The sequence below is a fragment of the Streptomyces sp. RerS4 genome, assembly GCF_023515955.1.
Lineage (GTDB): Bacteria > Actinomycetota > Actinomycetes > Streptomycetales > Streptomycetaceae > Streptomyces.
The window spans coordinates 3,906,290-3,921,744 of record NZ_CP097322.1; the positions used below are offsets into that span (position 1 = coordinate 3,906,290).

15 protein-coding genes, 1 rRNA gene and 1 pseudogene are annotated in these 15,455 nt (G+C 71.5%); 7 read left to right on the top strand and 10 right to left on the bottom strand.

Annotated elements, in window-relative coordinates; genetic code table 11:
* Positions 1 to 41 precede the first annotated feature (41 nt).
* Positions 42 to 158: ribosomal RNA gene (rrf, locus tag M4D82_RS18080) — 5S ribosomal RNA — on the top strand.
* Positions 159 to 208: 50 nt separating this feature from the next.
* Here rrf and M4D82_RS18085 read toward each other — a convergent pair.
* On the bottom strand, positions 209 to 1,027 hold the full coding sequence (locus M4D82_RS18085) for a DUF3626 domain-containing protein (protein ID WP_249767026.1): 819 nt from the start codon (positions 1,025 to 1,027) through the stop codon (positions 209 to 211).
* Between the two features lie 41 nt (positions 1,028 to 1,068).
* Here M4D82_RS18085 and M4D82_RS18090 point away from each other — a divergent pair, with 41 nt between their 5' ends.
* Positions 1,069 to 1,632, top strand: coding sequence for a GNAT family N-acetyltransferase (locus M4D82_RS18090; RefSeq protein ID WP_249767027.1), 564 nt, complete (start codon positions 1,069 to 1,071; stop codon positions 1,630 to 1,632).
* Here M4D82_RS18090 and M4D82_RS18095 read toward each other — a convergent pair.
* The 7 genes and pseudogenes from M4D82_RS18095 to M4D82_RS18125 all read right to left on the bottom strand — a co-directional run bounded on the left by M4D82_RS18095 (position 1,629) and on the right by M4D82_RS18125 (position 9,928).
* A complete protein-coding gene (locus M4D82_RS18095) occupies positions 1,629 to 3,227 on the bottom strand; it encodes a type VI secretion protein (protein ID WP_249767028.1) in 1,599 nt (532 codons plus the stop codon). The genes M4D82_RS18090 and M4D82_RS18095 overlap by 4 nt on opposite strands.
* A 2-nt stretch (positions 3,228 to 3,229) precedes the next feature.
* Complete coding sequence (locus M4D82_RS18100) at positions 3,230 to 4,645, bottom strand: ATP-binding protein (protein ID WP_249767029.1); 1,416 nt, start codon at positions 4,643 to 4,645, stop codon at positions 3,230 to 3,232.
* 20 nt (positions 4,646 to 4,665) lie between these two features.
* On the bottom strand, positions 4,666 to 6,228 hold the full coding sequence (locus M4D82_RS18105; protein ID WP_249767030.1) for an SCO6880 family protein: 1,563 nt from the start codon (positions 6,226 to 6,228) through the stop codon (positions 4,666 to 4,668).
* Positions 6,225 to 7,571: a hypothetical protein gene (locus M4D82_RS18110; protein WP_249767031.1), complete on the bottom strand. Its 1,347-nt coding sequence runs from the start codon at positions 7,569 to 7,571 to the stop codon at positions 6,225 to 6,227. Before M4D82_RS18110 ends, M4D82_RS18105 begins: the two co-directional genes overlap by 4 nt.
* Positions 7,561 to 8,388: a DUF8175 domain-containg protein gene (locus M4D82_RS18115; RefSeq protein ID WP_249767032.1), complete on the bottom strand. Its 828-nt coding sequence runs from the start codon at positions 8,386 to 8,388 to the stop codon at positions 7,561 to 7,563. Before M4D82_RS18115 ends, M4D82_RS18110 begins: the two co-directional genes overlap by 11 nt.
* 102 nt (positions 8,389 to 8,490) lie before the next feature.
* Entirely contained in the window at positions 8,491 to 8,799 is a 309-nt protein-coding gene (locus M4D82_RS18120; protein ID WP_008742356.1) for a DUF8827 family protein, read from the bottom strand.
* Between the two features lie 287 nt (positions 8,800 to 9,086).
* Positions 9,087 to 9,928 (bottom strand): annotated as a pseudogene (locus M4D82_RS18125) (pentapeptide repeat-containing protein).
* 35 nt (positions 9,929 to 9,963) lie between these two features.
* Between M4D82_RS18125 and M4D82_RS18130 the strand changes: the two are divergent.
* The 4 genes from M4D82_RS18130 to M4D82_RS18145 all read left to right on the top strand — a co-directional run bounded on the left by M4D82_RS18130 (position 9,964) and on the right by M4D82_RS18145 (position 13,626).
* The gene (locus M4D82_RS18130; protein ID WP_249767033.1) at positions 9,964 to 10,572 is read left to right on the top strand and encodes a LysE family translocator; all 609 of its coding nucleotides are present in this window, start codon (positions 9,964 to 9,966) and stop codon (positions 10,570 to 10,572) included.
* Between the two features lie 51 nt (positions 10,573 to 10,623).
* On the top strand, positions 10,624 to 11,418 hold the full coding sequence (locus M4D82_RS18135) for a thioesterase family protein (protein WP_249767034.1): 795 nt from the start codon (positions 10,624 to 10,626) through the stop codon (positions 11,416 to 11,418).
* A gap of 287 nt (positions 11,419 to 11,705) precedes the next feature.
* A complete protein-coding gene (locus M4D82_RS18140) occupies positions 11,706 to 12,728 on the top strand; it encodes a C40 family peptidase (RefSeq protein WP_249767035.1) in 1,023 nt (340 codons plus the stop codon).
* A gap of 202 nt (positions 12,729 to 12,930) precedes the next feature.
* The gene (locus tag M4D82_RS18145; protein WP_249767036.1) at positions 12,931 to 13,626 is read left to right on the top strand and encodes a phosphatase PAP2 family protein; all 696 of its coding nucleotides are present in this window, start codon (positions 12,931 to 12,933) and stop codon (positions 13,624 to 13,626) included.
* Positions 13,627 to 13,760: 134 nt separating this feature from the next.
* Here the strand turns inward: M4D82_RS18145 and M4D82_RS18150 are convergent, their stop codons facing one another.
* Complete coding sequence (locus M4D82_RS18150) at positions 13,761 to 14,024, bottom strand: hypothetical protein (RefSeq protein WP_249767037.1); 264 nt, start codon at positions 14,022 to 14,024, stop codon at positions 13,761 to 13,763.
* Positions 14,025 to 14,100: 76 nt separating this feature from the next.
* Positions 14,101 to 14,244 (bottom strand): hypothetical protein, encoded by a 144-nt coding sequence (locus tag M4D82_RS18155; RefSeq protein WP_249767038.1) that lies wholly within the window; start codon positions 14,242 to 14,244, stop codon positions 14,101 to 14,103.
* 227 nt (positions 14,245 to 14,471) lie between these two features.
* Between M4D82_RS18155 and M4D82_RS18160 the strand changes: the two genes are divergently transcribed.
* Positions 14,472 to 15,356: an SCO4651 family lipoprotein gene (locus tag M4D82_RS18160; RefSeq protein ID WP_249767039.1), complete on the top strand. Its 885-nt coding sequence runs from the start codon at positions 14,472 to 14,474 to the stop codon at positions 15,354 to 15,356.
* The last annotated feature ends 99 nt before the right edge of the window (positions 15,357 to 15,455 follow it).

Consider the following 15,455-nt stretch of genomic DNA (forward strand, 5'->3'; position numbering starts at 1 on the left):
TAACGACCGTGATATTGCCCGGTTGGTTAACTTCATAGTGTTTCGGTGGTCATAGCGTTAGGGAAACGCCCGGTTACATTCCGAACCCGGAAGCTAAGCCTTTCAGCGCCGATGGTACTGCAGGGGGGACCCTGTGGGAGAGTAGGACGCCGCCGAACAATCATTGTGGGAAAGCCCCGCACCTTCTGGTGCGGGGCTTTTCTGCGTTTTAGGGGGTTCCGAAGCGGGCCAGGTAGTGCCAGACGCGTTTGAGGGCCTGGTCGTCGTAGCGGCCGGTGCGGGTGGCGTCGCCGAGGATGCGGGGGGTCAGGAGGCCGTCTTCGGCGAGGGCGGAGCCCAGGTCGACGAATTCCTGGCCGCGGTATTCGGGGTGCCGGCGGAGTTCGGTGACGGTGAGGCGGTAGCCCGGGTGCCATTCCGTCGGGCAGGGGAGTTTCGCGGCGGCGGCCTCGACGTCGGTGTCGCGGTAGCTGGGGTCCAGGACGAGGGCGGCGACGTCGCGGTCGAGGCGGACCGGGGCGTGGACGTGGGCCTCGATGTAGTCGTCCAGGGCGTCCTGCTCGTCGGCGAGGGCCAGGGCGATCAGGGACATGCGGTCGGCGACCCCGAAGGATTCGGGTTCCAGGTAGCTGTCCGGGTAGCAGAAGGTGCTGCGGGCGAGCGTTTCCGGGTTCAGGCGGAAGTGGGCGGAGCCGAATCGGGGGGCGGCGCCGGCCGGGTTGTGGCGGAAGTTCAGGGCCCCGTACACCGGGCGGTCCTCGTCGGGGGCGTCGTCGTAGGCGCCGCCGAAGATACGGCTTTCCCATTGCCGGCGGGCGCCGCCGGGGTGGGCGGTGAGACCGCCGTTGCTGGTGCCCGTCACGAACTGGGAGCGGTAGACGCCTTCCTCCGCCATGGCGGTGAGGATCGCGCGGCCCTCGGTGGCTCGGTCCGGGTGGAAGTTGAGCGTGATGGAGAGGGTCGGGTCCAGTGGGGGGCCGGAGGAGAGGGCGGTGACGTGGGCGAGAGCGCGGGCGTGCGGATGCATGGATGCAGTGTGCAGCAAGTGGGTGGTTAGGATCCCGAATTATGGGTCGACATGTGGTGCGGGCGATACGGGCGGACGAATGGCAGCAGGTCAGGGCGTTGCGGTTGGACGCGCTGAGGGACCCGGTGGCGCCGGTCGCGTTCCTGGAGACGGTTGAGCGGGCCGAGGCGTACCCCGACGTGTTCTGGCAGGAGCGGACGCGGGGTGGGGCCGAAGGGCGAGGAGCTCGCCAGTTCATCGCGGAGGGGCCCGACGGGCGGTGGGACGGGTCGGTGACCGTGCTCGTGGAGGACGCGGGGTCCGTTGATCTCTTCGGTGAGGCCGTGCGGCACCCGCAGGGGCACGTCGTCCGGGTGTTCGTGCGGGAAGGGCAGCGGGGGACCGGGCTGACCGAGGCGTTGTTCGCGGCCGCGGTGGAGTGGGCCTGGGCGCTGGAGGGGCCGGCGTTGGAACGCGTACGGCTCTTCGTGCATGAGGGAAACGCACGGGCGGCCGGGTTCTACCGGAAGTTCGGGTTCGTGAGCAGTGGGCGTGTGGTGACGTTGGAGGACGGGGGACGGGAGCACGAGTACGTGCTGCGGCGCGGCCAGGCGGACACCCGCTAGGCGAACGTCGCTTGGGGCCAGCGGGTGCGGGCTTGTTCCCGGCTGCGGCACAGGGACAGGAGGGGGAGGGTGTCGTCCTGGAGGAGGTCCGGGAGTTGGGGGACGGGGGCGACGGCCGCCACGTCCTCCAGGACCAGGGTCAGGGGTGGGGTCAGCCGGCTGCCGGATGAGCGGGCGGCGGTGCGGCGGCCGCGGTCGACCACGTCGGCGGCGAGTGCGGTGAGCAGGGGCATCGCGCCCGGATGGGTTCGGGGGTCTTCGAGGGCTTCGCCGACCACGTAGAGGGTGCCGCCCTCGGTGAGGAACGAGGCGAGGGTCAGGGCGTCCGCGCGGTTCGGGTTACAGGCCTCGCGGATGTGGATCGAGGTCAGGCAGGAGAGGGCGCGGGCCGTGAGGTGCTGGGCCTGTTCGCGGCGCTCGGGGTGGGCGGTGAGGGCGCTCTCCAGCTCGCCGGCGGCGCCGGCGGCGGCTTGCGGGTGGGTGCGCAGGATGCGTACGGGGTCCTGGGAGCCGTTGCCCTGGGCCCAGCGGGCGAGCTGCTTGAAGGGGAGGCCGCCTATGGCGGCGGCCTGGAGCCAGCTGCGCAGGAGGGTTTCGGCGGTGTCCGCGAGGGCGCTGTCGAGGCGGGCCTGGGGGCGTACGGGCGCCAGCAGGGCGATCGCGCGGGCGGCGGCGGTGTCGCGGTCGGCGCAGCCTTCGGTGGGGTTCCAGTGCATCCGGGCCGGGGTGTCGCACAGGTGCGAGGGGTCGTAGAGGAGGACCGGGCCGAGTTTGGCGCGGGCGTCCTTCGTCTCGGCCCAGAGGGCGGGGGAGGAGGTGACGACCAGGGCGGCGCCCTCGGCGGAGGCGATGGCCTGGGCGGCGAGGTGGTGGCGCTCGGCGGGGGGTGCGTAGGTGAGGCGTTCGGGTGTGGGGGTGGTGAGGGTGGTGAGCGGGGCGGCCGGGCGGGCGGGGGCGTAGCCGAAGCCGTAGCGGTAGGCCTCATCCATGGGGGTGGAGGCGGGGGTGGGGGCAGTAGCGGGAGCGGCCGGCTTGGGGTCCTGGGGCGGGATGGGGAGCGAGACGGGTGCGGGTGGCGGGGTCGGTGCCGCTGCCGTGGTCGGGGCTGCTGCCGGTGTCGGGCTCGGGATCTGGGGTGGGGCCGGGGAATGGGCCGCTGCCGGTGTCGGGGCTGCTGTCGGGGCCGGGGCCGGGGCCGGGGTCGATGCCGGGGCCGCTGTCCGGGCCGGGTGGCGGCGGCGGGCTTTTGTGCGGGCGATGATGCCCAGGGTGAAGATCGTCAGGACCAGCAGGATCAGGAGCTGGCTGATGAGCAGGCCCCAGAACAGCCCCCAGCCGGAGAGTGCCGCCGGATCCGTGTCGGGCCAGGCCGCCGCGAGGTCGTGGGGTTGCGCTATCAGGGCGCGGACCGCTCCCGGGGTGCGGGTGAAGGTGACGGTGTCCGGCCAGGCGCCCTTGGTGAAGAACGCGGCGAGGCCGGTGGCCGACCAGACCAGGACGGCGAGCCCGAGGAGGAAGGCCAGGAGGCCGACCAGGAGGCCGTCGGGGATGCCGCCGCCGCGCGCGGGGGGCTGCGTACGGCTCGTGTCGGACATGGTCAGGCCACCGTGGTCGCCGAGCCGGGGCCGCCGTGGCGGTGACGTTCGATGAGCAGGGCTCGTTCCTCCGCTTCGAGTTCGGCGGCCAGCAGTTCGTCGGGGAGCTGCTGGGTGGAGGACTCGGTCATCGCGCGGTCGGTGTAGACGAGGGGGCGTTCGGCTTCGGTGATCAGGTGTTTGACGACCTGGACGTTGCCGTTGACGTCCCAGACGGCGATGCCGGGGGTGAGGGTCGGGATGATCTCGACGGCCCAGCGGGGGAGGCCGAGGACGCGGCCGGTGGCGCGGGCCTCGTCGGCCTTTTGGGCGTAGATGGTGCGGGTGGAGGCCATTTTGAGGATGGCGGCGGCCTCGCGGGCGGCGGCGCCGTCGACGACGTCGGAGAGGTGGTGGACGACGGCGACGAAGGACAGGCCGAGGCGCCGGCCGAACTTGAGGAGGCGTTGGAACAGCTGGGCGACGAAGGGGCTGTTGATGATGTGCCAGGCCTCTTCGACGAGGAAGATGCGCTTCTTGCGGTCGGGACGGATCCAGGTGTGTTCCAGCCACACGCCGACGATCGCCATGAGGATCGGCATGGCGATGGAGTTGCGGTCGATGTGGGAGAGGTCGAAGACGATCAGGGGGGCGTCGAGGTCGATGCCGACGGTCGTGGGGCCGTCGAACATGCCGCGCAGGTCGCCGTCGACGAGGCGGTCGAGGACGAGCGCGACGTCGAGGCCCCAGGCCCGGACGTCGTCTATGTCGACGTTCATGGCCTCGGCGGATTCGGCTTCGGGGTGGCGCAGTTGTTCGACGATGTCGGTGAGGACGGGTTGGCGGTCGCGGATGGCGTCGACGACGTAGGCGTGGGCGACCTTCAGGGCGAAGCCGGAGCGTTCGTCGAGGCCGTGGCCCATGGCGACTTCGATGATGGTGCGCAGCAGGGCGAGCTGGCCGGTGGTGGTGATGGCCGGGTCGAGGGGGTTGAGGCGGATCCCGGAGTCGTTGGCGGCGATGGGGTCCAGGCGGATGGGGGTTATCCCCAGCTGCTGGGCGATGAGGTTCCATTCGCCGACGCCGTCCTCGCCCTGGGCGTCGAGGACGACGACCTGGCGGTCGCGGAAGCGGAGCTGGCGCAGGACGTAGGTCTTCTCCAGGGCGGACTTGCCGTTGCCGGATTCGCCGAGGACCAGCCAGTGGGGGGCGGGGAGTTGCTGGCCGTAGAGCTGGAAGGGGTCGTAGATGTAGCCCTTGCCGCTGTAGACCTCGCGGCCGATGATGACGCCGGAGTCGCCGAGGCCGGGGGCGGCGGTGGGCAGGTAGACGGCTTGTGCCTGGCCGGTGGAGGTGCGTACGGGCAGGCGGGTGGTTTCGACCTTGCCGAACAGGAAGCTGGTGAAGGCGTCCGTCAGGGCGGACATGGGATCTCGCATGGGGCGGCCGTTCCCTCCAGCTAGCGTCGGATGCCGGTGGCGAACGGCAGGGTGTTGACGAAGGCGCGGTGGTGCTCGCGGTCGCACCATTCGAGTTTCAGGTAGGACTTGCCGGCGGAGGCGCGGATGGTGCGCTTGTCGCGGGCGAGGGCTTCGGGTGAACGCGAGGACACCGTGATGTACCCGACGAGGTTGACTCCGGCAGCGCCGCTGGCGAGATCTTCACCCCTCTGGTCGAGTCGGCCGTGGGCGGCGATGTCGCGGGGGTCGACGGTGCGGTTCATCTTGGCGGCGCGGGAGGCGTCGGCCTCGTCGTTCGTCTTCTCGGTGAGCATGCGCTCGATGGCGATCTCGGTGGGTTCCAGGTCCATGGTGACGGCGACGGTGCGGATGACGTCGGGGGTGTGGACGAGGAGCGGGGCGAGGAAGTTCACGCCGACGGGGGTCATGGGCCATTCCTTGACCCAGGCGGTGGCGTGGCACCAGGGGGCGCGGGTGGAGGACTCGCGGGTCTTGGCCTGGAGGTAGGTGGGTTCGACGGCGTCGAGTTCGGCGGGCCAGGCGTTGCGCTTGGTCATGGCCTGGATGTGGTCGATGGGGTGGTCGGGGTCGTACATGGAGTGCACGAGGGAGGCGAGGCGGCCCTGGCCGAGGGGTTGGCGTACGCGGATGTCGGCTTCGGCGAGGCGGGCGCAGATGTCGGTGAGCTCGCGGGCCATGACGATGGCGAGGCCGGTGTCGCGGTCGAGCTTGCGGCCCTTGTGGGGGGTGGCGGCGCGGGCGATGGTCTGGGCCTCGGCGGCGAGTTCGCGCGTGTAGTGCATGCAGGCGACGAGGTAGGCGCGGTGCTGCTCGGAGGAGGTGGACACCATCGACTGGAGTTGGTCGTAGGAGTCGCGCAGCCAGACGGGGGCGTTCGTGTCGCCGCGCTGGGCGACGTCCTTGGCGTGGGCGTCGGGGTCGGCGGGGAGGGTGCGGGCGAGCATCTGGAGGCGGGTGACGAAGCCGTCGCCGTTGGCGACGTGCTTGAGGAGGGTGCCGAAGCGGTCGACGAGGGCCTCTTGGTCCTCGCTGTCGCGCAGGCCGACGCCGGGGCCCTCGATCTCGATGGCGGCGGTGACGGTGCGGCGGTCCGCGTGGAGGAGTACGGCGATCTCGTCGGGGCCGAAGGGGGCGGCGAGCCAGTTGATGCGGCCGATGCCGGGGGGCGGGCCGACCTCGACTTCGCGGCCGTCGGCGGCGCGGGTGCCGGCTTCCATGGCGGAGGAGCGGTAGGTGGTGCCGCGGCGCAGGGTGCGCTTGTAGCTGCGGTTGATCTCGAACCAGCGGTAGAAGGTGCGGCCCCGGTAGGGGACGTACACGGCGGCGAGGGCGAGGAGGGGGAAGCCGACGAGCGCGACGATGCGCAGGGTGAGGTCGGGGACGAGCAGTCCGCTCATCATGCCGAAGAACGCGCCGGCGATGATGAGTGCGATTTCGCCGGTTTCGCGGTTCTTGCCGACGATCGCGTTCGGCCGGGCGCGGCCGATGAGATACGTGCGGCGGGGCGCGACCGGGTGCAGCTGGTGGGACTGGGTCGTCAACGCCCGTCACCTCCTGTGTTTCCTGTGCTTCCTGTGGTTCCGGTGGTTCCTGTGTTTCTCGTACTGGAGCCGGTGCGGGGCGGGGGTGCGGCGGGGACGCCGGGGGAGCGGCGGCTGCTGTGGGCGGCCATGCCGCCGGAGATCTGGTTGGCGTCGCCGCCGGAGGGGCCGCCGGCGCGGTGGGCGCCGCCTCCGCCGCCGCGGCTGCTGTGGGTTTTGATGCCCTGGGAGACGAGGGAGGCGGGGGAGCTGATGACGGCGGCGGCCTGGGCGCCGTCGGTGGCCTTGGAGCGGTTGGAGCGGGCGGAGGCGATCTCGTCGCCGAAGCCGGGGACGAAGCGGTAGATGGCCGCGGAGGCGAAGATCGCCAGGAGGATGATGGCGAGGCCGGAGACGACGGCGGAGAAGGCGTCGGGGCCCTTGTCGCCGGAGAGGGCGCCGGCGAGGCCGAGGACGATGACGATGACCGGCTTCACGAGGATGACGGCGATCATGATGCCCGCCCAGCGGCGGACGTGGCCCCACATGTTGCGGTCGACGAGGCCGGCGTAGACGACGGTGCCGAGGAGGGCGCCGACGTAGAGGAGGGCGGCGCGGATGACGAGTTCGAGCCAGAGGACGCCGGCGGCGAGGACGGTGACGAGGGCGACGACGATCAGCATGATCGGGCCGCCGCCGATGTCTTCGCCCTTCTTGAGGGCTTCGGAGAAGGAGCCGAAGAAGACGTCGGTCTGGCTGCCGGTGGCGGAGGCGATGACCTGGGTGACGCCGTCGGTGGCGGAGACGACGGTGTAGAGGATCAAGGGGGTGAAGGCGGAGGCCAGGACGGTGAGCCAGAGGAAGCCGATGGCTTCGGAGAGGGCGGTGCTGAGGGGGACGCCGCGGATGGCTCGTTTGGCTACGGCGAGGAGCCAGAGGACGAGGGTGAGGATGGTGGAGGCGGCGAAGACGACGGCGTACTGCTGGAGGAAGGCGGGGTTGGTGAAGTCGACGTTGGCGGTGCTTTTTACGGCTTCGCTGAGTTTGCCTACGATCCAGGCGGCGGCGTCGGCGCAGCCTTTGGCCAGGGAGGCCAGGGGGTTGATGGCGGCCGTGGGGTCGTTGGACAGGCCTGGATTGGCACCGCCGGTGGCCCCGTCGCCCTTCTCGCAGTAGTCCTTGGCGGAGCCGATGAGGAGACGGCAGTCTTCGTTCGCACGCGTCGCCGACGGAGAGGGTGACAGCGGTGCGGATGGTGTGGGCGTCGGAGTGGGGGCCGCGTAGGCGCGGCTGGTCAGCGCGATGACAGCCAGATGGGCGGACGCGATGACGCCGGCTGTTCGGAGCCGGAGGCTAGCGGGCATAGGTGAACCCCCCGAACTCCTTGGTGGCCTTGCTGATGTCGTCGGCGGAGGAGGCCGGCACATCCCCGGGCACGGGGGCCGGACCGTCCTGCTGGCTGTCGGCGGCAACCTTCCAGTCCTCGTCGACCCAAGTGAGTTCGAAGGTCCAGGTCTTCCAGGTGGTGCGGACCGGGTCGGTGGACTTGTCGCCGGACATGCCGATCAGTCCCGTGGCCCAGACGGCGATCTTCGCGGTGGTGGCCGTGTAGCTCTCCACCCGCGTGCCGACGGGCACAGTGCGGCTGACGAAAGTGCTCCCCTGGGGCGGGATCCCGTTGGCGTCGAGGCCGAGCTTGGCCAGGAACGCGGCAGAGTACGCGGCGTCCTGGGGAGCCTTGAGACGGCCGGCCGCCTCGGGTGTGTAGACGCCGTCCATGATCGCGTGACGGGTGTCTCTTTTGAACATCCCGTCAGATCCCATGATCACCGCGTAGTTGGCGGCGGCTGATTGGGCGCCCTGTTCGGTGTGGGCGAAGCCCTTGGGGATGCCGGCGGATTTGGTGGTGACCGGGGAGGTGCCCGTGGGGGCTGTGGTGGAGGCTTCCGGGGGTTTGTTCGCGGTGGGGGTGTCCGGGGTGTCGCCGGAGCGGTTCGCGAACGCGATGGCGGCGATGAGGAGGACGACCACGCCGACCACCGTGATCAGGCCGCGGGTGGGGCGGGGGGTGCGGCGCGGGGTGGTGTAGGGGTCGGCGTCGGAGTCGGGGAGGCGGGTACGGGTCTGGCCGGTGCCGCCGATGTCGCCGTAGCCGCTGCCGTACTGGTCGTCGTTGCTCATTGCCTGTCCGCCCCCTCCGCGTCGTACGACGGTAGCGCTCGTTTCCGCTCTGGCGCGGTGTGGTGATTCCTCATCAGGGTGCGGCCGGGCCGGGTGGTTCGGCTAGACGGCCATCCCGTAGACGATCGTGAAGAGCGTGCCGAGCGAGCCGATGATGAAGACGCCCGTGAGGCCGGCCACGATCAGGCCCTTGCCCTGTTCCGCGCTGAAGGTGTCGCGCAGGGCCGTCGCGCCGATGCGCTGCTTGGCGGCGCCCCAGATGGCGATGCCGAGGCACAGGAGGATCGCGACGGCCATGACCACCTCGATCATGACCTTCGCTTCGTTGCCGAGACTGCCGAACGGCCCCCAGTTCGGGGCGATTCCGCCGATGATGGTGGTGATATCGCCTTTTTCGGCTGCCAGGATCATGTAACTCACCGCCCCAATATGGGTAGTTCCGGTAGCCCGTGCCCGACGGCAGGGGTCACGCACTATCTTCGCTGATGAAACCGCGCCCGTCGTCGACTTGACGGCTCTCTTTACCCGATCTCCCGGCGCGCGCCCCTCCCGCACGCCCTGACCTGGTCACTCTGTGTATCACGGTGGGTGACCCCGGGCAATGATTGTCGGCTCGGCGTGCGTGGGGCCGCGTGAGGGGCGGCCGTTCGGCGCAATGCGGGGCGCGTGGGGGCGTGGGGGGCGTACGGGTCGAGGGGTCACCCGGTCCAGTGCGGGGGGTGGGTCAGGGTGGGGGGAATGCGGGTGGTGGGGCGCCTTGGGCGGCGTTGAGTTGGGGCTGGGTGAGGAAGAGGGTGTCGCGGAGGTCGGCGCCGCGGAGGTTCGCGTCGCGGAAGTCGGCCCCGATCAGGTCGGCTCCGCGCAGGTCGGCGCCGGTGAGGTCGGCGGCGATCAGGTAGGCGCCGCGGAGGTTCGCGCCGCGGAGGTCGGCTCCGGCGAGGCGGGCGCCCATGAGGTCGGCGCCGCGGTGGTTCTTCTTGCGGCCGGGCACCTTGGCGCGTACGAGCTCGCTGGTCTTCAGGAGCAGGGTGTTGATCTCCTGGCGCAGCGCCGGGACGTCGAGGGCGAGGAGGGTGGCCGCGTCCGCGCGGGTCAGGGCCTCGGTCTTGGTCAGGGCGGTGCGCAGGCCGGCGTGGACCGGGGCGGCGGCCGGGAGGGTGAGGGCCTCGGCGACGTAGGAGAGCAGCTCGTGGAGCTGGCGCATCACCGGGAAGACCTCGAACATCTCGCCCCGGGTGTCGGGGTGCGCGCGCCAGTCGCGGCCCTCGTAGGTGACCTGGGAGACCTGCTGACCGGCGCCGAGGCAGTCGAAGACGGTGCAGCCCTGGAAGCCGGAGTCGCGCAGCCGGGTGTGGATGCCGCAGCGGAAGTCCTGCCGGAGGTTCGCGCAGGGGGTGCCGGCGGACTTGTTCACGGCGAAGTCGGCGGACTTGGCGAAGGGCAGGGCGACGCAGCAGAGCGCGAAGCAGTTCGCGCAGTCGGCCTGGAGGACGGGGAGGGGCGGGAGGCGGTGCGAGGTGGACACCGGTCCATTGTCCATTGTTCGTCGTGCGGGGCTGGGGCAGCATCGCGTGCATGACAGAAGTGATCGCAGTCGCCGTTATTACCCTGCTCGCCGTGATCAGCCCGGGGGCGGACTTCGCCATGGTCGTGCGCAACAGCTACCTCTACGGTCGCCCCACCGGGCTGTTCGCGGCCGCCGGGGTCGCGGCGGGGGTGCTGGTGCACGTCTCGTACACGATGCTGGGCGTGGGGCTGCTGATCGCCTCCTCGACCACCCTGTTCACCGTGATCAAGCTCGCGGGCGCGGCGTACCTCGTGTGGATCGGCGTCCGTACCTTCCGGGCGCGGGCCGACCTCACGGTGGATCTGGAGTCGAAGCCCGAGCTCAGCCCGCTGGGGGCGTTGCGCTCCGGGTTCCTGACCAATGTGTTGAACCCGAAGACCACGCTGTTCGTCGTGTCCACGTTCACTCAGGTGGTCGGGCCGGAGACCTCGACGTGGCAGCAGGTCGGGTACGGGCTGTTCATGTCCGGCGCGCACCTGATGTGGTTCGCGGCGGTGGCGTTGTTCTTCTCGAACTCGCGGCTGCGCGAGCGGATGCTGAAGGCGCAGAAGGCGCTGAACCGGGCGATCGGGTCGGTGCTGGTGGGGTTGGGGGTGGGGCTGGGATTCGCCCGCTGAGTGGAGCGAAGGGGGTGGTGGCTTGTGTTACCTGTCGGTAGCGTCGTGCGCGTGGATGCTGACGACGGGTTCTACGAGCGGCTCGACACCGGTCGCTTCCTGGCTACGGAGGCCACGCGCGGCCCCTGGGACCCCCGCGCCCAGCACGCCGGACCGCCGGCGGCGCTCCTGGGCCGGGCGGTCGAGGAGCGGCCCGGCGGGCGGACGGACCTGCGGCTGGCCCGGATCACCTACGAGATCCTGCGCCCGGTGCCGATCGGCGCGCTGGAGATCACCGCGAGCGTGCTCCGCTCGGGCCGGGGCACCGAGCTCGTCGAGGCGGCGCTGACCCCCGAGGGCGCCTCCGGGCCGGTGATGCTCGCCCGCGCGCTGCGGATCCGGGTCGCCGAGGAGCCGGTGCCGGCGGTGGCGCAGGGGGCGGTGGTGGCGCCGCCGGGGGAGGCGGCGTCGGCTCCGTTCTTCCCGGTGCCGTGGGAGCGTGGCTACCACACGGCGGTGGAGCCCCGTTTCGTGGCGGGGGCCTTCGTCGAGCCGGGGCCGGGGACCTGCTGGATGCGGATGCGGGTGCCGTTGGTGGCCGGCGAGGAGGTCCGGCCGCTGGACCGGGTGCTGGTGGCGGCGGATTCGGCCAACGGGATCAGCGCGGCCCTGGACTACGGCTCCTTCGTCTTCCTCAACGGCGATCTGACCGTCCATCTGCACCGCCACCCTGTGGGGGAGTGGGTCTGCGTGGAGTCCCGGACGAGTGTGGACCCGGGCGGGATCGGGCTGGTCGACGCCCGCGCGCACGACGAGAAGGGGCCGATCGGGCGGATCGCGCAGAGCCTGTTCGTCGCCCCGCGGTGATGCGCCTCGGTGATCCGCCTCGGTGATCCGCCTCGGTGATCCGCCTCCGTTGGGGCCTTGAATTTCCCAACCCCCTTGCCCGGCACGGCAGTGCCTGTGGGACGCTCGACGGAGGCGACGGTGCTCCGGGTCCGTGCGGGCCTGCGCCCTGCCCGTCCTCCCGTGCCTCGCGTGTGATCCCACCGGGGGTGCCGGCGCGGCGTGCGGGGGCTTCCAAGTGGGGTAGGAGGACCGGCGTCACCGGCGATTCGCACAGGAAAGCGACGTCCATGGGGGAGGGTTGACGGGTGCGCAGATACTGGAAGGCTGGCGGGATCGGTGTCGGGGTGGCCCTGAGCTTCCTCCTCCTGCTCGTCGTCGGTACGTACTCGGCCGCGGCCGGCCTCGCGGGCGCGTCGGGCGGCGGCCGGGCGCTCGGCCTCGCGAAGGGCGCCGTACCCGGGAAGTACCAGGCCCTGGTGCAGAAGTGGGGCACCCTCTGCCCGGCGATCACCCCGGCGCTGCTCGCCGCCCAGCTGTACTCGGAGAGCGGCTGGAACCCGAACGCCGTCAGCCCGGCCGACGCGCGGGGGATCGCGCAGTTCATCCCCGGTACGTGGGCCGGCCACGGGGTCGACGGGGACGGGGACGGGGACCGGGACATCTGGGACCCCAACGACGCCATCCCCTCGGCGGCTTCGTACGACTGCCAGCTGGCCAAGGACGTGGCGAGCGTGCCCGGCGACGCGACGTCGAACATGCTGGCGGCCTACAACGCGGGCGCGTACGCGGTCATCAAGTACGGCGGGGTGCCCCCGTACAAGGAGACGCAAGGGTACGTGAAGGCGATCACGACCCTGGCGAAGAGCTTCGAGCGGCCGGTCGGGAGGGTCGCGCCGTCCCAGCAGGCGGCCGGGGCGATCTACTTCGCGCAGAAGCAGCTCGGGACCCCGTACCTGTGGGGCGGCAACGGGACGCCCGACCAGGACGGGCGGTTCGACTGCTCGGGGTTGACCAAGGCGGCGTACGAGACGGTCGGGATCGAGCTGCCGCGCGTGGCCAACGACCAGTACAACGCGGGCTCGCACCCCTCGCGCGCCGAACTCCTCCCCGGCGACCTGGTCTTCTTCTCCGATGATCTGACGAACTCTCGGGAGATTCGACACGTCGGGCTGTACGTCGGCGGCGGCTACATGATCAACGCCCCGTACACCGGCGCGGTCATCCGCTTCGACAAGATCGACACTCCCGACTACTTCGGCGCCACGCGCGTCACGAAGGACGGCGCGGAGGCTCTTCCGGAGCGAGCTGGGTCAACTCCCGCGCCCTAGCCACTCTCTGTGAAGTGAAGGCCTTGAGCTGCGACGATGAGTCACTCTTGGATAACGTTGGAGTGATCATTCGGTGATGAGTGGAACGTAGATGCCAGAACGGGCGTTCCATGAACACGGGGGCTGATCGGCGGGGGTTGAAGGGGCGCACATCGGCGTGCGTCCGCAGGGGACCTAGGGCAAGGGCAAGGGGCCGCGTCGCATGGCTGGACTCACAACCGGTGGGCCGAATGTGGATGTCAGCCTGCTGTACAGGATCAACGGTCTCGCCCACAGGGCCCCCGACTGGTTCGACCGGGGCGTGTCCCTCGTCGGCTCCTACGGCATCCCCCTCGCGCTGACCCTGCTCCTGCTGTGGTGCTGGCACGGCGCCCGCAGGCAGGACGAGGTCACGGCCGCCGAATCCTTCGCCTCGCTGGTGTGGGCCCCGCTCGCCGCCGCGATCGCCTGTCTCGTCAACGTACCGCTGCGCGAATTCGTCGCCCGGCCCCGGCCGTTCACCCAGCACGACGGGCTCGACGTCCTCGCCGGCGCCACCGGGCAGGGCGTGGGCCACTCCTTCGTCAGCGACCACGCCACCCTCACCATGGCGCTCGGCGTCGGCGTGTTCCTGGCGAACCGCCGGCTCGGGCTCCTCGGCATCGGACTCGCGCTCGCCGAGGGGCTGTGCCGCGTGTACCTGGGCGTGCACTACCCGACCGACGTCATCGGCGGGCTCGCCCTCGGCACCGCCGTCGTGCTGCTCCTCGCCCCGCCGGCCCTGGCCCTGCTGGGCCCGCTGGTGCGGGCGGTGGCGCGCGCGCCGCGCGCGGGCAGGCTCGTACGGGCCCGGGAGCGGGTCCTCGCCACGCCGGTGGAGCTGCCGCAGCGTCCGGCGGAGAGCGACCTCGCGGCCTGAGGCGTACGGGTGCCGGCGGGCGTACGGGCCTCAGCCGGCGTACGCGTTCCACAGCGCGAGCAGGACCGCCGCGAGCAGGCACAGCCCCGCCGCGCCGAAGCACAGCCGGATCGCCGCCGGGCGGGGTCGGGGGCTCACGGCTTGCCGCCGCTGCCGCCGCTGCCGTCGCGGTCGCTCCGGTCGCCCCGGTCGGGGTCGTCGGGCTCCTCGCGGCGGTAGCGGGACCGCAGCCACAGGCCGGTGGCCACGGCGGCCGCGGTGGTGAGCCCGATGGCCAACGCCATGTCGCCCGGCCCGTCCGCCGTGCCCACGGGAGCGGCCCAGGCCGCCGCGGCCGGGGTGAGCGCGATCAACAGGGCCCAGAGGAGGGCCGCGACGCGGGGTGCGGTTCCTGGCATGCATCCAGGGCAACCGCTACCGCGCGCCGCGGCCAGCCGGGGCGTCCGAACGGGGGGTGGAAGGGCTTGGCCTGTCCTATCCGGCGGTGTGCCGGGTGGCGTCCCTTCGGGCCAGGTCGCGCGAACGGCGGGCCGGACCGGTCCAGCCGCAGCTGCACACGGCCAGGCAGAACGAGCCGCGCTCCGCGGTGCTCGTGGTGTGGGTGGTGGGTGAGGACACGGGCTCCGAGGGGTGTCTCGGGAGCGGCATCTCGGTAAACGGAGGGGCCTGGGTCGCCTTCGCGTGCGGTTCCACACCCCCACGGTACCCGGGGCCCGATCCTGTCCGGGGAGTCCGGGGAGTCGTTGCCCACGCGGGGGCCCGTGACGGGAAACCCCGGACCTCGTTAACCGGAGCGGGTGGGGGCCTCAGGCAAACAGCGGTCATGCGTTGGGGGTTGGCAGGCGATGGTGGTGCACCAGCACGGGCGGCGGCGAAGGCGTACGGGGCGTGTGGCCGAGGCGGCGCTCGCGGTCGGCCTCGCTCTCGCCCTGGCGGCGATCGGCGGCTGCGGCGTGGCCGGCGGAACCGGTACGGGTACGGATACGGGGCCGCGTACGGGCGGCGGCGGAGACGACCGGGCGGCGCGGGACGCGGTCAGGGCGGTCCGCGGGGCCGCCGACGCGCTCACCGCCACCGGCAGCGCGCAGACCCGTACCGCGATGGAGATGGCCACCGGCGGCACCCGGGTCACCATCCGCGGCGAGGGCGGCGTCGACTTCAGGAAGCGGATGGGCCGGCTGCTGGTGATGCTCCCCGCCGATGTGACGGGAAAGCCCGAGCACCGGCCCATCACGGAGCTGCTCGTCCCCGGCGCGCTCTACATGAAGAACCGGGGCGCCGGCGTTCCCGACGACAAGTGGGTCCGGCTCGATACGGCCTCCCTCGCCGACGGCAACCTCGTCACCGGCGGCGCCACCGACCCCATCGCGGCGGCCGAGCTGCTGCGCGCCGCGCGGGACGTGACGTACGTGGGCGAGACCGAGGTCGGGGGCGCGAAGGTACGCCACTACCGGGGGACGACGGACATCGGGCAGGCCGCGCGGACCGCCTCACCGGGGATCAAGGGGGCGCTGGAGGCGGCGGCGAAAGGGTTCAGCAAGGACAGCGTGCCCTTCGACGCGTACCTCGACGAGGAAGGGCGACTGCGCCAGGTCAGGCACCGCTTCACGTACGTCAGGAATGGCCTGATCGATGTCTCGTCGACGACGTTGCTGTACGGGTTCGGGACGCCGGTGAACGTCGTATTGCCCCCAAGCGGGGACATTTACGCGGGCAAGATCGCCGAATAGTCGTGGGGGCGGAGCGGGACGGTGCCATCGGGCCATGGGTCCGGTATCCGGAAATGGTCCATCCGTGTCATGCGCGGCGCGAGCCCCGCTCCCTAGGCT